At 66.9% G+C, this 16,107-nt stretch carries 15 protein-coding genes; all 15 read left to right on the top strand.

Annotated elements, in window-relative coordinates; translation table 11 throughout:
* Positions 1-24: 24 nt before the first annotated feature.
* The 15 genes from rlmN to WS70_RS10015 all read left to right on the top strand — a co-directional run bounded on the left by rlmN (position 25) and on the right by WS70_RS10015 (position 16,089).
* Entirely contained in the window at positions 25-1,161 is a 1,137-nt protein-coding gene (rlmN, locus tag WS70_RS10090; RefSeq protein WP_059598646.1) for a dual-specificity RNA methyltransferase RlmN, read from the top strand.
* A 147-nt stretch (positions 1,162-1,308) separates the two neighbouring features.
* Positions 1,309-2,382, top strand: a complete 1,074-nt coding sequence (locus tag WS70_RS10085; RefSeq protein ID WP_059469749.1) for a helix-turn-helix domain-containing protein — start codon at positions 1,309-1,311, stop codon at positions 2,380-2,382.
* A gap of 88 nt (positions 2,383-2,470) precedes the next feature.
* Positions 2,471-3,775: a flavodoxin-dependent (E)-4-hydroxy-3-methylbut-2-enyl-diphosphate synthase gene (gene ispG, locus WS70_RS10080; RefSeq protein ID WP_059469774.1), complete on the top strand. Its 1,305-nt coding sequence runs from the start codon at positions 2,471-2,473 to the stop codon at positions 3,773-3,775.
* Between the two features lie 19 nt (positions 3,776-3,794).
* A complete protein-coding gene (hisS, locus tag WS70_RS10075) occupies positions 3,795-5,135 on the top strand; it encodes a histidine--tRNA ligase (RefSeq protein ID WP_059598647.1) in 1,341 nt (446 codons plus the stop codon).
* A gap of 51 nt (positions 5,136-5,186) precedes the next feature.
* Positions 5,187-5,816 (top strand): tetratricopeptide repeat protein, encoded by a 630-nt coding sequence (locus WS70_RS10070; RefSeq protein WP_059469751.1) that lies wholly within the window; start codon positions 5,187-5,189, stop codon positions 5,814-5,816.
* 43 nt (positions 5,817-5,859) lie between these two features.
* Positions 5,860-7,005 (top strand): outer membrane protein assembly factor BamB, encoded by a 1,146-nt coding sequence (bamB, locus tag WS70_RS10065; protein ID WP_059469752.1) that lies wholly within the window; start codon positions 5,860-5,862, stop codon positions 7,003-7,005.
* A 272-nt stretch (positions 7,006-7,277) separates the two neighbouring features.
* Positions 7,278-8,615: a ribosome biogenesis GTPase Der gene (gene der, locus WS70_RS10060; RefSeq protein ID WP_059469753.1), complete on the top strand. Its 1,338-nt coding sequence runs from the start codon at positions 7,278-7,280 to the stop codon at positions 8,613-8,615.
* 133 nt (positions 8,616-8,748) lie between these two features.
* Entirely contained in the window at positions 8,749-8,988 is a 240-nt protein-coding gene (gene hfq, locus WS70_RS10055; protein ID WP_004192796.1) for an RNA chaperone Hfq, read from the top strand.
* A gap of 71 nt (positions 8,989-9,059) precedes the next feature.
* On the top strand, positions 9,060-10,223 hold the full coding sequence (gene hflX, locus WS70_RS10050; RefSeq protein WP_197419207.1) for a GTPase HflX: 1,164 nt from the start codon (positions 9,060-9,062) through the stop codon (positions 10,221-10,223).
* 81 nt (positions 10,224-10,304) lie between these two features.
* Positions 10,305-11,618, top strand: a complete 1,314-nt coding sequence (gene hflK / locus WS70_RS10045) for an FtsH protease activity modulator HflK (RefSeq protein ID WP_059469755.1) — start codon at positions 10,305-10,307, stop codon at positions 11,616-11,618.
* A 15-nt stretch (positions 11,619-11,633) separates the two neighbouring features.
* Positions 11,634-12,533 carry a protease modulator HflC gene (gene hflC / locus WS70_RS10040; RefSeq protein WP_059598648.1) on the top strand — a complete coding sequence of 300 codons (900 nt, stop codon included), beginning with the start codon at positions 11,634-11,636 and terminating at the stop codon, positions 12,531-12,533.
* Between the two features lie 24 nt (positions 12,534-12,557).
* Positions 12,558-12,749 carry a DUF2065 domain-containing protein gene (locus tag WS70_RS10035; RefSeq protein ID WP_059469757.1) on the top strand — a complete coding sequence of 64 codons (192 nt, stop codon included), beginning with the start codon at positions 12,558-12,560 and terminating at the stop codon, positions 12,747-12,749.
* 120 nt (positions 12,750-12,869) lie between these two features.
* A complete protein-coding gene (locus WS70_RS10030; protein ID WP_059469758.1) occupies positions 12,870-14,018 on the top strand; it encodes an ATP phosphoribosyltransferase regulatory subunit in 1,149 nt (382 codons plus the stop codon).
* A 124-nt stretch (positions 14,019-14,142) separates the two neighbouring features.
* A complete protein-coding gene (locus tag WS70_RS10020; protein WP_059469759.1) occupies positions 14,143-15,489 on the top strand; it encodes an adenylosuccinate synthase in 1,347 nt (448 codons plus the stop codon).
* A 6-nt stretch (positions 15,490-15,495) separates the two neighbouring features.
* On the top strand, positions 15,496-16,089 hold the full coding sequence (locus WS70_RS10015) for a phosphoribosyltransferase (RefSeq protein WP_059469760.1): 594 nt from the start codon (positions 15,496-15,498) through the stop codon (positions 16,087-16,089).
* The last annotated feature ends 18 nt before the right edge of the window (positions 16,090-16,107 follow it).

The following is a 16,107-nucleotide window of genomic DNA, read 5'->3' as shown; positions in this document are numbered from 1 at the left end:
CGTTTGGGGGCAAGGCAGGGCATCATGGCGAGCGAAACCATCGTCAATCTACTCGACCTCGACGCCGAGGGTCTCGTCGCGTATTGCGGCAGCCTCGGCGAGAAGGCGTTTCGCGCTAAGCAACTGCAGCGCTGGATCCATCAATACAACGCAGCCGATTTCGACGGGATGACCGATCTCGCGAAATCGCTGCGCGAGAAGCTGAAGGGGCGCGCCGTCATCGGCACGCCCGACATCCTGAGCGATCACGTGTCGGCCGACGGCACGCGCAAGTGGCTCATCAACGTCGGCAGCGGCAACGCGGTCGAGACGGTGTTCATCCCCGAGGAGACGCGCGGCACGCTGTGCGTGTCGTCGCAGGCGGGGTGCGCGGTCAATTGCCGCTTCTGCTCGACCGGCAAGCAAGGTTTTTCCCGCAATCTGTCGACGGGCGAGATCGTCGGGCAACTGCGGATGGCGGAATTCGCGCTTCGCGCGTCGCTCGGACGCGAGCCCGGCCCGAACGGCAAGGCGGAACGCGTCGTCACGAACGTCGTGATGATGGGCATGGGCGAGCCGCTCCTCAATTATTCGGCGGTCGTGCCCGCGATGCGGCTGATGCTCGACGACAACGCATACGGCCTGTCGCGCCGGCGCGTGACGTTGTCGACGTCGGGCGTCGTGCCGATGATGGACAAGCTCGGCGGCGAGCTGCCCGTCGCACTCGCGGTGTCGCTGCACGCGCCGAACGACGCGCTGCGCGACGAGCTTGTGCCGCTCAACAAGAAGCATCCGCTGCGCGAGCTGATGGCCGCGTGCCAGCGCTATCTGAAGGTCGCGCCGCGCGATTTCATCACGTTCGAATACTGCATGCTCGACGGCGTCAACGACACCGAAGCGCATGCGCGCGAGCTGCTCGCGCTGACGCGCGACGTCCCGTGCAAATTCAATCTGATCCCGTTTAATCCGTTCCCGGAGTCGGGGCTCGTGCGCTCGAAGCCGGATCAGATCAAGCGCTTCGCGCAGATCCTGATCGACGCGGGCGTCGTGACGACGGTCCGCAAGACGCGCGGCGACGACATCGACGCCGCCTGCGGCCAGCTGGCGGGCGCGGTCAAGGACCGCACGCGTCTCGCCGAGCGGACGGGCGCAGCAAAGATTATCGAGGTTCGGGCGGTTTGACGGGAATGCCCGGGCTGGCAGTGAAATACGCGTAAAGCGATCGGGGGCGGCGCGCGGCGCCGCGCAGTGTGTGACAACGGTGATGTTGCGAGCCCGGCCGGAGCCGGCGCGGGCGTGCAGGCAAGAAGAATCGACGCGAGGAAGAGAATGAGCGAACCGCAGCCGTCTAAGAGCCCAGAGACGAACGCAGGCGAGAAACCGGCGGTGGCTGGCGCCGGCATTGCGTCGGTCGCGGCAGTGGGCGCACGGCTCGCGGAGTTGCGCGAGGCGAGGGGATGGTCGGTCGAAGACGTGTCCGCGCGGCTGAAGGTTGCGGCGCCGAAGCTGCAGGCGCTCGAGGCGGGCGATACGAGCCAGCTGCCGGGCACGACCTTCGCGCTTGGCCTCGTGCGCAGCTACGCGAAGATGCTCGGTGTCGATCCGGAGCCGTTCGCGCAGGCGCTGCGCCGCGAGAAGGGCGTGCCCGAGGTCGATCTGTCGATGCCCGCATCGGCCGGCACCGATCTGCCGCGCGGCCGGGTATCGATTCCGCTCGGCGGTTCGTCGCGCGGCCGGCCATGGCTGTGGGCGGTCGCGGCGGTCGTCGTCGCGCTCGTCGCCGCGGTGATGTGGCACACGGGCGGCGAATCGTCGAATTGGCTTGCGCGCTTCAAGTCGAGCGGCGCGGACGAAGCCGCATCGGCCGCGCATGCGCAGCAGCCGGAAGGCGCCGCGTCCGATCTGCCCGCGAGCACGGCCGTGTCGGGCACGGTGACGCAGGCGGGCGCCGTCACGGCGCCTGCGGTGCAGCCCGTCAGCGGCGCATCGGGCGGTGACGCGGCTACGGCGGGCGCGCCGGCCGCCGGTTCCGCGCCGGCAGTCGCGAGCACCGTGACCGCGCCGCCCGCGTCGGCTGTGGTTGCGCCTGCGGCGGCGGTTCAGCCGGCCGTGCCGGCGGCCGACGGCGCGAACGCAGCCGTGACGGTCGCGCCCGGCCAGTCGGTCGTCGCACTGAAGGTTGCGCAGGACTGCTGGTTCAGCGTGCGGGACAAGAACGGCAAGGAGTTGTTCTCGTCGCTCGTGCGCGCCGGCGAGACCAAGCAGATCGCGGGTGACGCGCCGCTCAAGGTCACGATCGGCAACAAGGCCGGGCTCGAATCGATCGCTTTCGACGGCAAACCCGTCGATCCGGCAAAATACTCGACGGCTCGGGGCAACGTCGCGCGTTTCGCATTGCCCTGACGGCAAGCGCCGTGGCCGACGGGACACGGCGCTTTTCTCTTTCGCGCGCGGCCGATGGCGGCGCGTTTGGCGTAAATTGGATCTATCGATGCAATCCGAAGCTCAATCCCCACGCAGCAGTCAGATTTGTTCAACCGAGCCGGTGTTCGGCGGGCATGCGCCGCGGCGCGTGTCGCATGCGGTCGACGTCCGCTGGGGTGGAACGCTCGTGACGATCGGCGGCGCCGCGCCCGTGCGCGTGCAGTCGATGACCAATACCGACACGGCCGACGCGATCGGCACCGCGATCCAGGTGAAGGACCTCGCGAACGCGGGCTCCGAGCTCGTGCGCATCACCGTGAACACGCCGGAGGCCGCCGCCGCCGTGCCGGCGATCCGCGAGCAGCTCGACCGGATGGGCGTGTCGGTGCCGCTCGTCGGCGATTTCCACTACAACGGCCACCTGCTGCTGCGCGACTATCCCGGCTGTGCGGAATCGCTGTCGAAGTACCGGATCAATCCGGGCAACGTCGGCCAGGGCGCGAAGCGCGATTCGCAGTTCGCGCAAATGATCGAAGCCGCGATCAAGTACGACAAGCCGGTGCGGATCGGTGTGAACTGGGGCAGCCTCGATCAGGATCTGCTCGCGCGGATGATGGACGAGAACGGCGCGCGCGCCGAGCCGTGGGAAGCGCAAAGCGTGATGTACGAGGCGCTGATCCAGTCAGCGATCGGCTCTGCCGAGCGTGCGGTCGAACTCGGCCTCGGCCGCGACAAGATCGTGCTGTCGTGCAAGGTGAGCGGTGTGCAGGACCTGATTGCCGTCTACCGCGAGCTCGCGCGCCGCTGCGGCTTCGCGCTGCACCTCGGCCTCACTGAGGCGGGCATGGGCTCGAAGGGCATCGTTGCGTCGACGGCCGCGATCGGTGCGCTGCTGCAGGAAGGGATCGGCGACACGATCCGCATCTCGCTCACGCCGGAACCCGGCGCGCCGCGCACGGGCGAAGTGATCGTCGGCCAGGAGATCCTGCAGACGATGGGGCTGCGCTCGTTCGCGCCGATGGTGGTCGCGTGCCCGGGTTGCGGGCGCACGACGAGCACGCTGTTCCAGGAGCTCGCGCTGCAGATCCAGACGTACCTGCGCGAGCAGATGCCCGAGTGGCGCAAGGCGTATCCGGGCGTCGAGAAGATGAACGTCGCGGTGATGGGCTGCATCGTCAACGGCCCGGGCGAGTCGAAGCACGCGAACATCGGCATCAGCCTGCCGGGCTCGGGCGAGAACCCGGCCGCGCCCGTGTTCGTCGACGGCCAGAAAGTGAAGACGCTGCGCGGCGAGCACATCGCGGAAGAATTCCAGCAGATCGTGAGCGACTACGTCGCGCGCACCTACGGCCGCGCTGCGGTCCAGAATTAATTCGTCTACCGTATTTCAGATGACAGAACAAAAGCGAAAGCTCGAGAAGCTGACGGGCGTGAAGGGTATGAACGACATCCTCCCGCAGGATGCCGGCTTGTGGGAATTCTTCGAGGCGACCGTGAAGTCGCTGCTGCGCGCGTACGGCTATCAGAACATCCGTACGCCGATCGTCGAGCACACGCAGCTCTTCACGCGCGGCATCGGCGAAGTGACCGACATCGTCGAGAAGGAGATGTACAGCTTCGTCGACGCGCTGAACGGCGAGAACCTCACGCTGCGTCCCGAGAACACCGCCGCCGTCGTGCGCGCGGCGATCGAGCACAACATGCTGTACGACGGACCGAAGCGCCTGTGGTACGTCGGCCCGATGTTCCGTCACGAGCGTCCGCAGCGCGGCCGCTATCGCCAGTTCCACCAGGTCGGCGTCGAGGCGCTCGGCTTCGCGGGCCCGGACGCGGATGCGGAAATCATCATGATGTGCCAGCGCCTGTGGGACGATCTCGGCCTGACGGGCATCAAGCTCGAGATCAACTCGCTCGGCCTTGCCGAAGAGCGCGCCGCGCACCGCGTCGAGCTTATCCAGTATCTCGAGCAGCACGCCGAGCAGCTCGACGACGACGCGCAGCGCCGCCTTTACACGAATCCGCTGCGCGTGCTCGACACGAAGAATCCCGCGCTGCAGGAGATCGTGCAGAATGCGCCGAAGCTGATCGACTTCCTCGGCGACGCGTCGCGCGCGCACTTCGAAGGCCTGCAGAAGCTGCTGAAGGCGAACAACCTGCCGTTTACGATCAACCCGCGTCTCGTGCGTGGGCTCGACTACTACAACCTGACCGTGTTCGAGTGGGTGACCGACAAGCTCGGCGCGCAAGGCACGGTCGCCGCGGGAGGCCGCTACGATCCGCTGATCGAGCAACTGGGCGGCAAGCCGACCGCCGCGTGCGGGTGGGCGATGGGCGTCGAGCGCATTCTCGAGCTCCTGAAGGAAGAGAACCTCGTGCCCGAGCAGGAGGGCGTCGACGTGTACGTCGTCCACCAGGGCGATGCGGCGCGCGAGCAGGCGTTCGTCGTCGCGGAGCGTTTGCGTGACACGGGCCTCGACGTGGTTCTCCACTGCAGCGCGGACGGCGCGGGCGCGAGCTTCAAGTCGCAGATGAAGCGCGCGGACGCGAGCGGCGCGGCATTCGCGGTGATTTTCGGCGAAGACGAGATCGCGAACGGCACGGCGAGCGTGAAGCCGCTGCGCGGCACGGGCGCCGAAGGCGACAAGAACGTTCAACAGTCCGTGCCGGTCGAAAGCTTGACCGATTTTCTAATCAATGCGATGGTTGCAACCGCCGAAGACGGCGACGACTGATCGCGGCGCATCCGCTCGACAAAAGCGTGTACAGGAAGGAATCGCTAGGCGATGAGTTATCACGACGAACAAGAATCGATTGAAAGCCTGAAGGCGTGGTGGGCTCGATGGGGCAATCTGACGACCTGGATCGCGATTGCCGTCCTCGCCGCCGCTGCCGCCTGGAACGGCTGGAATTACTGGCAACGGCGCCAGGCCGCGCAGGCGGCCGTGCTGTACGAGCAGGTGCAGCAGGCGGTCCAGTCGAACGACAAGGCGAAGGTCGCGCGCGTCGCGTCGGACATGGAAGACAAGTTCGGCGGCACCGCATATGCGCAGATGACGGCGCTCGAAGCGGCGAAGGCGCTGTACGGCGCGGGCGACGCGGCGGGTGCGAAGGCGCAGTTGCAGTGGGCCGCCGATCACGCGAAGGACGACGAGTACAAGCAGATCGCGAAGCTGCGTCTCGCATCGCTGTTGCTCGACGAGAAGGCGTACGATGCTGGCCTCGCGCTGCTGTCGGGCACGCCGTCGGACGCGTTCAAGGGCATCGTCGCCGATCGCCGCGGCGATCTGCTCGCCGCGCAGGGCAAGAGCGACGACGCGCGCGCCGCGTACAGGCTCGCGCTCGATTCGCTGTCGAAGGACGACACGTCTGCGCGCCAACTCGTGCAGTTCAAGCTGGACGCGCTCGGCGGTTGAGCGCCCACGCTCCGTTTTACAACTTAACTTTGCTTCGCTATCGATGAATCTGCTGAAACGTTACGCTGCACCCGTTGCCTGCGCGGCGGCCGTCCTGGTTCTCGCGGCCTGTTCGTCAACGAAGGACGCACGCCGCGTGCCGACGCCGCTCACCGAGTTCAAACCCGTGCTCGACGTGCAGCAGGTGTGGAAGGCGAGCGTCGGCAAGGGCGGCCGCTACTCGTTCTCGCCCATCGCGGTGGGTGACGCGGTGTACGTCGCCGGCGCGAACGGTTCGGTCGAGAAGATCGACGCGAAGACAGGCCAGGAAGTCTGGCGCGCGAAGGTGGGTTCCGATCTGTCGGCGGGCGTCGGCAGCGACGGCAACCTGACCGCGGTCGGCGCGCTGAAGGGCGGCGTGTTCGTGCTCGGCCCGGACGGCAAGCTGCTATGGAAGACGACCGTGCAGGGCGAAGTCTTTTCGCCGCCGCTCGTCGGCAACGGCCTCGTGATCGTGCGCACGATCGACGGCCAAGTGATCGCATTCAACGCGCAGACGGGCGAGCAGAAGTGGAGTTACCGCAATCGCGCAGTGCCGCTCAATCTGCGCGTGTCGGCCGGCATGACGTTCGCCGGCGATGCGGCGGTGCTCGCGGGCTTCCCGGGCGGCGGTCTCGTCGCGCTGAACCTGCAGACGGGCGAGCCGTTCTGGCAGACGCCCGTGTCGTTCCCGAAGGGCGTGACCGAAGTCGAGCGGATCAACGACGTGACGGGCGCGCCGACGCTCGTCGGCGCCGAGACGTGCGCGGTGACGTTCCAGGGCCAGCTCGGCTGCTTCGACGCGAACTCGGGCCGTCCTCTGTGGGAGAAGGCGTTCTCGAGCCGCAGCGGCGTCGCGCAGGACGATACGGTGGTCGCAGGCGGCGACGACTGGTCGGTCGTGTCGGCGTACGACGTCGCGACGGGCAAGGAGCTCTGGCGCAACGACAAGCTGAAGAGCCGCGACGTCGGCGTGCCGTATCTGCTCGGCCGTGCGGTCGTGTTCGGCGACTACAAGGGCTTCGTGCACTTTCTGTCGCGCGACGACGGCACGTTCGTCGCGCGGCTGAAGACGGACGGCAGCGCGATCAACGCGGCGCCCGTGCTCGCCGGCAACACGCTCGTCGTCCAGACGCAGGACGGCGGCGTGTACGGTTTCCGTCCGCGCTAAGCGCGCGACGCAACCGCGCGGCCGCGCGCTTCGCCGGCCGTGCGTCGTATTTTTTGCGCGTGCGTTCGGCCATTGCCGGGCGGCCGCAGCCCGGCGGCGCGGCATGACGCGATCCGCGGGGGCTGGGAGCGAATCGAAAAAAAAGAGCGGCGCGACACGTATGCCGCCGCCTGCGCCGACGCGGCGTGAATTCGTGCTAATTTCCATCAAGCGCAGCCGCCTGCGGCATGCGGGCTCACCGCCGCTGCGTTTCACGTAGACGACATCATCAGATGAAACCGGTCATTGCCCTCGTTGGGCGCCCCAATGTGGGGAAATCCACGCTGTTCAACCGGCTCACGCGCTCGCGCGATGCGCTGGTCGCCGATCTGCCCGGCCTGACGCGCGATCGCCATTACGGCGAGGGGCGAGTCGGTGCGCGGCCGTATCTCGTCGTCGACACGGGCGGCTTCGAGCCCGTCGCGAAGGACGGCATCCTGCACGAGATGGCGCGACAGACGCGCCAGGCGGTCGAGGAGGCGGACGTCGTCGTGTTCATCGTCGACGGCCGCAACGGCCTCGCGCCGCAGGACAAGTCGATCGCCGATTATCTGCGCAAGACCGGACGGCCGATCTTCCTCGTCGTCAACAAGGCCGAGGGAATGAAATACACGGCGGTCGCGTCGGATTTCTACGAGCTCGGCCTGGGCGATCCGCGCGCGATCTCGGCCGCGCACGGCGACGGCGTGACCGACATGATCAACGAGGCGCTCGAAGTCGCGTACGCGGGCCAGCCGGACGAGAGCGAAGAAGACGCCGCCGCGCGCGGCATCAAGATCGCGATCGTCGGCCGGCCGAACGTCGGCAAGTCGACGCTCGTCAACACGCTGATCGGCGAAGACCGCGTGATCGCATTCGACATGCCGGGCACGACGCGCGATTCGATCTATGTCGACTTCGAACGCAACGGCAAGCAGTACACGCTGATCGACACGGCGGGCCTGCGCCGTCGCGGCAAGGTGTTCGAGGCGATCGAGAAATTCTCGGTCGTGAAGACGCTGCAGTCGATCTCCGACGCGAACGTCGTCATTCTTCTGCTCGATGCGCGGCAGGACATCTCCGATCAGGACGCGCACATCGCGGGCTTCGTCGTCGAGCAGGGGCGCGCGCTCGTCGTCGGCGTGAACAAGTGGGACGGCCTCGATCCGCACGTGCGAGAGCGCGCGAAGGCCGATCTCGCGCGCAAGCTCAAGTTCCTCGATTTCGCGAAGTCCCACTTCATCTCGGCAGCGGAGAAGACGGGCATCGGCCCGCTGATGCGCTCGGTCGACGACGCGTATGCGGCCGCGATGAAGAAGCTGCCGACGCCGAAGCTCACGCGCGCGCTGATCGATGCGGTCGAGTTCCAGCAGCCGCGCCGACGCGGCCCGGTGCGGCCGAAACTGCGCTATGCGCACCAAGGCGGACAGAATCCGCCCATCATCGTCATTCACGGCAACGCGCTCGACGCGGTGACCGAGACGTACAAACGCTATCTCGAGAATCGATTCCGAGAAACTTTCTCGCTGATGGGCACTCCATTGCGCATAGAGTTTCGCTCGTCGACGAACCCTTACGCCGATAAGGAGTGAGTGAGGCGCGCCGCGTCAGCCGGACGGCAGAGCCGGGCGGGGCGGACAAAATCGGCTATAGTGTAGCGATTGGCGGCGGATCTCTTTTTCTTCGCCCCAATCTAGTCAACCTGCAAAAAAGATGGAGTACGCCATGAGCAACAAAGGGCAATTGTTACAAGACCCGTTTTTGAACGCACTGCGTAAAGAGCACGTGCCGGTTTCGATCTATCTCGTCAACGGCATCAAGCTTCAAGGGAACATCGAATCGTTCGACCAGTACGTCGTGTTGCTCAGGAACACGGTTACACAGATGGTTTACAAGCACGCCATTTCGACGGTCGTGCCGGCGCGTCCGGTGAACTTCCACCCGGATGCGGAAGCAGCGTCCTAACCCATTGCCGCGGCTGGCTCGCGTCGCCGTCGGCTTCCGATGCCAGCCGCCTTACCTTGACATCCGATAATTTGATCAACGCAGCGTTAGTGGGCATCGATTTCGGCAAGACCGATTTCGAAGCCAGTCTCGAAGAACTCAGTCTGCTCGCCTCCAGTGCGGGCGCCCATCCCGCCGTCACGCTGACGGGCCGCCGTTCCAGTCCCGACGCCGCCATGTTCGTCGGCAGCGGCAAAGCGGACGAACTCCGGCTTGCCTGCGAAGCGAACGACGTCGAAATCGTCATCTTCAATCACGCGCTCGCCCCCGCCCAGCAACGCAATCTGGAGCGCATGCTTAATCGGCGCGTCGTCGACCGCACGAGCCTCATCCTCGACATCTTCGCGCAGCGCGCGCGCAGTCACGAAGGCAAGCTGCAGGTCGAGCTCGCACAGCTCCAATACCTTGCGACCCGGCTGATTCGAGCCTGGACCCACCTCGAGCGCCAAAAGGGCGGTATCGGCCTGCGCGGCCCCGGCGAAACGCAGCTCGAAACCGACCGGCGCCTGATCGGCGAGCGCATCAAGATGCTGAAGACTCGGCTCGACAAGCTGCGCCGCCAGCATCACACGCAGCGTCGGCAGCGTGCGCGCAGCGGCACGATGTCGGTGTCGCTCGTCGGCTACACGAATGCGGGCAAGTCGACGCTCTTCAATGCGCTGACGAAAGCACAGGCATACGCGGCGGATCAATTGTTCGCGACGCTCGACACGACGTCGCGGCGCGTGTATCTCGGCGACGAGGTCGGGCAGATCGTCGTGTCCGATACCGTCGGCTTCATCCGCGAGCTGCCGCACCAACTGGTCGCGGCATTCCGCGCGACGCTCGAAGAGACGATCCACGCGGATCTGCTGCTGCACGTTGTCGATGCGTCGAGCGCGGTGCGGCTCGAGCAGATCGAGCAGGTCAACGAGGTGCTGCACGAAATCGGCGCGGACTCGATCCGCCAGATTCTCGTGTTCAACAAGATCGATGCCGTGCCCGAGCTCGAGGCCCGCGGGGATGCGGTCGAGCGGGACGAGTATGGTAATATCTCGCGCGTCTTTTTGAGCGCGCGCACGGGCCAGGGTCTGGACTCGCTGCGTGCCGCCATCGCCGAGATCGCTACCGCGGAACATCTTGTCGGCGCCGTGCCGCTCGACGGCGCGCCGGCGCAACCACACGAAGACCACCCGGTTTCCGAACATGGGCGCTGACGGCTGCGGCCGGTCAAGTTGCTCCAATCTGGTGAACAAACACAGGTGAATGACTACAACGAGCGGAGTACCTGGCGGCGGATGTGCGCCTTGCTGTCGATCAACGATCCCCGCTGGGGACGCGGCGGCAACGGCGACAAGCCGCGACCGAACGAATCGAAGCGCCCGAACGGACGCGACGATGGCCCCCCGGACCTCGATGAGATGTGGCGGAGCTTCAACCGTCGCCTGAGCGGCTGGTTCGGCGGCAAGGGTGGCGGCAACAACGGCTTTCGTCCGGACAACGGGCGCGCAGCGCGTGTCGGCGTCGGCATCGTCGCGGGCGTGCTGATCGCAATCTATCTCGGCAGCGGCATTTTCATCGTTCAGGACGGTCAGACGGGCGTCGTGCTGCGCTTTGGCGAGTACAAGGGCTCGGTCGGCGACGGTGTCCACTGGCGCCTGCCATATCCGTTCGAATCGCACGAGATCGTCGATACGGCGCAGGTGCGGTCGATCGAGATCGGACGCAACAACGTCGTGCGGCTCGCGAACGTGAAGGACGCGTCGATGCTGACGCGCGACGCCGACATCGTCGACGTGCGCTTCGCCGTTCAATATCGGATCGGGTCTGCGACCGACTACCTGTTCCGTGCCGCCGATCCCGAGCGCAGCGTGTCGCAGGCGGCGCAGGCGGCGGTGCGCGAGATCGTCGGCGCGAAGAGCGCGGACGACGTGCTCGCACAGGATCGCGACGCGCTGCGCGATGCGCTCGCGAAGGCGATCCAGCACGACCTCGACCGCTACCGGACGGGGCTCGTCGTCACCGGCGTGACCGTGCAGAGCGTCGCGCCGCCCGAGCAGGTGCAGGCGGCCGTCGACGACATCGCGAAGGCGCGTCAGGACGGCGAAGCCGCGAAGAACGCCGCGCAGGCGTACGCGAGCGAATTACTGCCGCGTGCGCAGGGCGACGCGGCGAAGATGGTCGACGACGCGAAGTCGTACGCGGAGCGCGTCGTCGCACAGGCGGAAGGCGACGCCGAGCGCTTCAAGCAAGTCTATGCGCAGTACTCGAAGGCGCCCGCGGTGATCCGCGAGCGGATGTACCTCGAGACGATGCAGGAGATCTATTCGAACACGACGAAGGTGTACGTCGGCAACAAGGCGGGCAACAGCGTGCTGTATCTGCCGCTCGACAAGATCGTCGAAGCGGGCCGCCAGCGCGCGGCCGACGCGGCGAGCGCCGCCGCGCCCGCGAGCGGAGCACAGACGCCTGCGTTTTCCGCGCCGGCGTCGGCTGCGGCGAGCGCGCCTCGCGCGTCCGCGCCCGCCGCGGCGAGTCCGGCGTCCGGCAGCGATCCGCTGCGCTCGCGCGAGGCGTTCCGCAGCCGCTCGCGCACCGATGATCTGCAGTAACGAGGAGCGCATTACATGAACCGAATCATCGCGCTCGTCGTAGCGATCGTCATCGTCGCACTGGTGGCTTCGTCGACGGTGCTCGTCGTCGATCCGCGCCACGCGGCCGTGCTGTCGTCGCGCGACGGCGACGCGCCGACGCTCGCCGGCCCCGGCCTTCATTTCAAGCTGCCGCAGCCGCTGCAGACGGCGACGTTCGTCGACGTCCGCATCCAGACGCTCGACTCGGCCGATCCGCAGATCCTGACGACGAAGGACAAGAGCGACGTGCTCGTGAGCCCCGTCGTCAAGTACCGGGTCGCCGACGTGCTCAAGTACTACAAGGAAACGGGCGGCGCGCCGCGCGGCGAGGTCGATCGCCTGTCGGCGGCCGTCAAGGGCGCGCTCGGCGGCGCGTTCGCGAAGCGCGAGCTCGACAGCGCGCTCGGCAGCCAGCGCGCGATCGCCGACGAGGCGAAGCGCGTGCTGCAGGCCGATGCGACGCCGCTCGGCATCGACATCGTCGATGTGCAGCTCATGCGCGTCGATCTGCCTGCCGCGCAGGCGGACGGCGCGTACCAGCGGATGACGGCCGAGTTGCAGCGTCAGGCCGAGCGCGAGCGCGCGGAAGGCGCGGCGCAGGCGGAAGAGATCAAGGCGGACGCGGCCCGGCAGCAGCAGACGATTCTCGCGGAAGGCTACAAGGCCGCGCAGTCGATCAAGGGGGAGGGCGACGCGAAGGCCGCGTCGATCGCCGCCGACGCATTCGGCCGCGATCCGCAGTTCTACCAGTTCTACGCGAGCCTGCAGGCGTATCGGAACAGCTTCAAGCCGAACGACGTCATCGTCGTCGATCCGGACAGCGAGTTCTTCCGCTTCATGCGCAGCCCGACGGGCGGCGCCGCGGCGCCGGCTGCCGCTCCCCGCAACCGTTGATGTGCAAGGGGCGTCGTCGTCCGCATGGATTTCGCTGGTTCGTTACTGCTTGCTCTCGCGCTGATGCTCATCATCGAGGGCGCCTTTCCGTTCGTGTTTCCGAGCGCGTGGCGCGACACGTTCCGTAGAATAGCGGAGCGGCCTGCGCACCATATCCGGATCGGCGGGTTCATCGTGATGGCGATCGGGCTTGCGCTGCTCCTGCTCGTCACCTGACCCGGCCGTGCGCGTCCGCTCGGCGCTTCCCGGCCATCCGCCGGGACGCCGGGCGCCGACCCGATTTCAATCCGAGGCGCGCGTCGCGCGCGCCGTGTTTCCCGTCGTAGGATCGCAACGATGTCGACCTGGTTACTTCCCGAGAATATTGCCGACGTGCTGCCGTCGGAGGCGCGCAAGATCGAGGAGCTGCGTCGCAGGCTGCTCGACCGATTTCGTTCGTATGGCTACGAGATGGTCATGCCGCCGCTCCTCGAGTATCTGGAGTCGCTGCTGACGAGCGGCGGCAACGAGTTGCGGTTGCGCACGTTCAAGCTCGTCGATCAGGTGTCGGGCCGCACGCTCGGCTTGCGCGCGGACATGACGCCGCAGGTCGCGCGGATCGACGCGCACCTGCTGAACCGCCAGGGCGTGACGCGCCTCTGCTACGCGGGCCCCGTGCTGCACACGCGGCCGCGCGGGCTGCACGCGAGCCGCGAGCAGCTCCAGGTCGGCGCGGAAATCTACGGACATGCGGGCCTCGAGGCCGATCAGGAGATCCAGCAGTTGATGCTCGACGCGCTGCATCTGACTGGTCTGAAGAAAATTCGGCTCGACCTGTGCCACGCGGGCGTGCTGGCGGCGCTCTTCGCGCGCGACGCGGTCGCGGCCGAGCGCGGCGAGGCGCTCTACGACGCGCTCGCCGGCAAGGATGTGCCGCGCCTGAACGAATTGACCGACGATCTCGGCGCCGATACGCGCGCCGCGCTGCGCGCGCTGCCGCGCCTGTACGGTGACGCGTCGGTGCTCGACGAGGCGCGCCGCCAGCTGCCGGCGCTGCCCGAAATCGCGCGCGCGCTCGACGACCTCTCGCATCTCGCCGCGCAGGTGAAGGACGCCGAGGTCGCGATCGATCTCGCCGATCTGCGCGGCTACGCGTATCACAGCGGCGCGATGTTCGCCGCATACGTCGACGGCGTGCCGAACGCGGTCGCGCACGGCGGCCGCTACGACCACGTCGGTCAGGCGTACGGTCGCGCGCGCCCGGCGACGGGCTTTTCACTCGACCTGCGCGAAATTGCGCGGATTTCGCCGATCGAGGCGCGCGGCGCCGCGATTCTGGCGCCGTGGAAGCAGGACGACGCGCTGCGCGCGGCGGTCGGTGCGCTGCGCGACGCGGGCGAAGTCGTGATCCAGGCGCTGCCGGGGCACGATCACGTGCTCGACGAGTTCGCGTGCGACCGCACGCTCGTCGAACAGGGCGGCGCGTGGGTGGTCGAGCCCCGCTGAACGCGTCGCGCCGCCGGGCTTCCGACGCGCTTCCAGCGTGCAATGTCGTTGAAGCGAAACGGAAAAATTCGGAACCGGCGGCGAACCTAGGTAGAATACGTTTTTAACCAGCTAACGAATCAACATGTCTGCCAGCGCAGTGAACGCGACTCCCGGGCGCAATGTCGTCGTCGTGGGGACTCAATGGGGTGATGAAGGCAAAGGCAAGATCGTCGACTGGCTGACGGACCACGCTCAGGGCGTCGTGCGTTTCCAGGGCGGCCACAACGCCGGCCACACCCTCATCATCGGCGGCAAGAAGACCATCTTGCGCCTCATCCCGTCAGGCATCATGCGTGAAGGCGTCGCCTGCTACATCGGCAACGGCGTCGTGCTGTCGCCCGAGGCGCTCTTCAAGGAAATCGGCGAGCTGGAAGAGGCAGGGCTGAACGTTCGCGAGCGCCTGTTCATCTCCGAAGCCGCGACGCTGATCCTGCCGTACCACATCGCGATCGACCAGGCGCGCGAAGCGCGCCGCGGCGCGGGCAAGATCGGCACGACGGGCCGCGGCATCGGCCCCGCGTACGAAGACAAGGTCGGCCGCCGTGCGCTGCGCGTGCAGGATCTGTTCGACGCGAGAACGTTCGCCGACCGCCTGCGCGAGAATCTCGACTTCCACAACTTCGTGCTGACGCAGTATCTCGGCGGCGCGGCCGTCGATTTCCAGGCGACGCTCGACACGATGCTCGGCTACGCGGACCGTCTGAAGCCGATGGTCGCCGACGTGTCGCGCCGTCTGTACGAAGAGAATCACGCGGGCCGCAACCTGCTGTTCGAAGGTGCGCAAGGCACGCTGCTCGACATCGATCACGGCACCTATCCGTTCGTCACGTCGAGCAACTGCGTCGCGGGCGCGGCGGCGGCGGGCGCGGGCGTCGGTCCGCAGAAGCTCGACTACATCCTCGGCATCACCAAGGCTTATTGCACGCGCGTCGGTTCGGGCCCGTTCCCAAGCGAGCTGTACGACGCGGACAATCCGAGCCGCCAGGACCAGATCGGCGTCACGCTCGCGAACGTCGGCAAGGAATTCGGCTCCGTCACGGGCCGTCCGCGCCGCACCGGCTGGCTCGACGCGGCCGCGCTGCGCCGCTCGATCCAGATCAACGGCGTGTCGGGCCTCTGCATGACGAAGCTCGACGTGCTCGACGGCCTCGAGGAAGTGAGGCTGTGCGTTGGCTACAAGATCGACGGCGAAGACGTCGACCTGCTGCCGCGCGGCGCGGCCGAGGTCGCGCGCTGCGAGCCCGTCTACGAGACGTTCGGCGGCTGGAAGGAAAGCACGGTCGGCATCAAGTCGTGGGACGCGCTGCCCGCGAACGCGCGTGCGTATCTGACGCGCGTGCAGGAAGTGGCTGGCGTGCCGATCGACATGGTGTCCACTGGCCCGGATCGCGACGAGACGATCCTGCTGCGTCATCCGTTCAAGGTGTAAGCGCCGATGACGCAGAATCTCCTGGCGACGCTCTCGATGTCCGACCCGCGCAACGACGACAAGAATCTCTGGGTCGGCTGGGACGAATACCACCGGTTGATCGAGATGCTCGCGCTCGCGGTGCACGATTCGGGTTGGAAGTTCGACAAGATCCTGTGTCTTGCGCGCGGCGGTCTGCGCGTCGGCGATCAACTGTCGCGCATCTACGACCTGCCGCTCGCGATCCTCGCGACGAGCTCGTATCGCGAGGCGGCGGGCACGGAACAGGGCGATCTCGACATCGCGCAATACATCACGATGACGCGCGGCGATCTGTCGGGCAACGTGCTGCTCGTCGATGATCTCGTTGATTCGGGCGTGACGCTCGCGCGCGTCCAGCAGCATCTGAAGGAGCGTTATCCGGCCGTGACGGCCGTGCGTTCGGCGGTGCTCTGGTACAAGGGCTGCTCGAAGGTGAAGCCCGACTACCATGTCCAGTACCTGCCGACGAATCCGTGGATTCATCAGCCGTTCGAGGAATGGGATACAGTGCGTCCGCACAATCTCGCGGCATGGATCAAGCGCGGCAACGCGCAGCGCAACGACGCGTCCGGCGCGTGAGCGCGGCCAATGTTGCAT

The sequence above is a fragment of the Burkholderia mayonis genome, assembly GCF_001523745.2.
In the GTDB taxonomy this organism is placed as follows: Bacteria; Pseudomonadota; Gammaproteobacteria; order Burkholderiales; family Burkholderiaceae; genus Burkholderia; species Burkholderia mayonis.
This window is presented reverse-complemented; position numbering and strand designations above follow the sequence as displayed.

Coding starts and splice junctions, on each gene's coding strand:
- rlmN (WP_059598646.1), top strand. CDS start 25: ATGGCGAGCGAAACCATCGTCAATCTACTCGACCTCGACGCCGAGGGT.
- WS70_RS10085 (WP_059469749.1), top strand. CDS start 1,309: ATGAGCGAACCGCAGCCGTCTAAGAGCCCAGAGACGAACGCAGGCGAG.
- ispG (WP_059469774.1), top strand. CDS start 2,471: ATGCAATCCGAAGCTCAATCCCCACGCAGCAGTCAGATTTGTTCAACC.
- hisS (WP_059598647.1), top strand. CDS start 3,795: ATGACAGAACAAAAGCGAAAGCTCGAGAAGCTGACGGGCGTGAAGGGT.
- WS70_RS10070 (WP_059469751.1), top strand. CDS start 5,187: ATGAGTTATCACGACGAACAAGAATCGATTGAAAGCCTGAAGGCGTGG.
- bamB (WP_059469752.1), top strand. CDS start 5,860: ATGAATCTGCTGAAACGTTACGCTGCACCCGTTGCCTGCGCGGCGGCC.
- der (WP_059469753.1), top strand. CDS start 7,278: ATGAAACCGGTCATTGCCCTCGTTGGGCGCCCCAATGTGGGGAAATCC.
- hfq (WP_004192796.1), top strand. CDS start 8,749: ATGAGCAACAAAGGGCAATTGTTACAAGACCCGTTTTTGAACGCACTG.
- hflK (WP_059469755.1), top strand. CDS start 10,305: ATGTGCGCCTTGCTGTCGATCAACGATCCCCGCTGGGGACGCGGCGGC.
- hflC (WP_059598648.1), top strand. CDS start 11,634: ATGAACCGAATCATCGCGCTCGTCGTAGCGATCGTCATCGTCGCACTG.
- WS70_RS10035 (WP_059469757.1), top strand. CDS start 12,558: ATGGATTTCGCTGGTTCGTTACTGCTTGCTCTCGCGCTGATGCTCATC.
- WS70_RS10030 (WP_059469758.1), top strand. CDS start 12,870: ATGTCGACCTGGTTACTTCCCGAGAATATTGCCGACGTGCTGCCGTCG.
- WS70_RS10020 (WP_059469759.1), top strand. CDS start 14,143: ATGTCTGCCAGCGCAGTGAACGCGACTCCCGGGCGCAATGTCGTCGTC.
- WS70_RS10015 (WP_059469760.1), top strand. CDS start 15,496: ATGACGCAGAATCTCCTGGCGACGCTCTCGATGTCCGACCCGCGCAAC.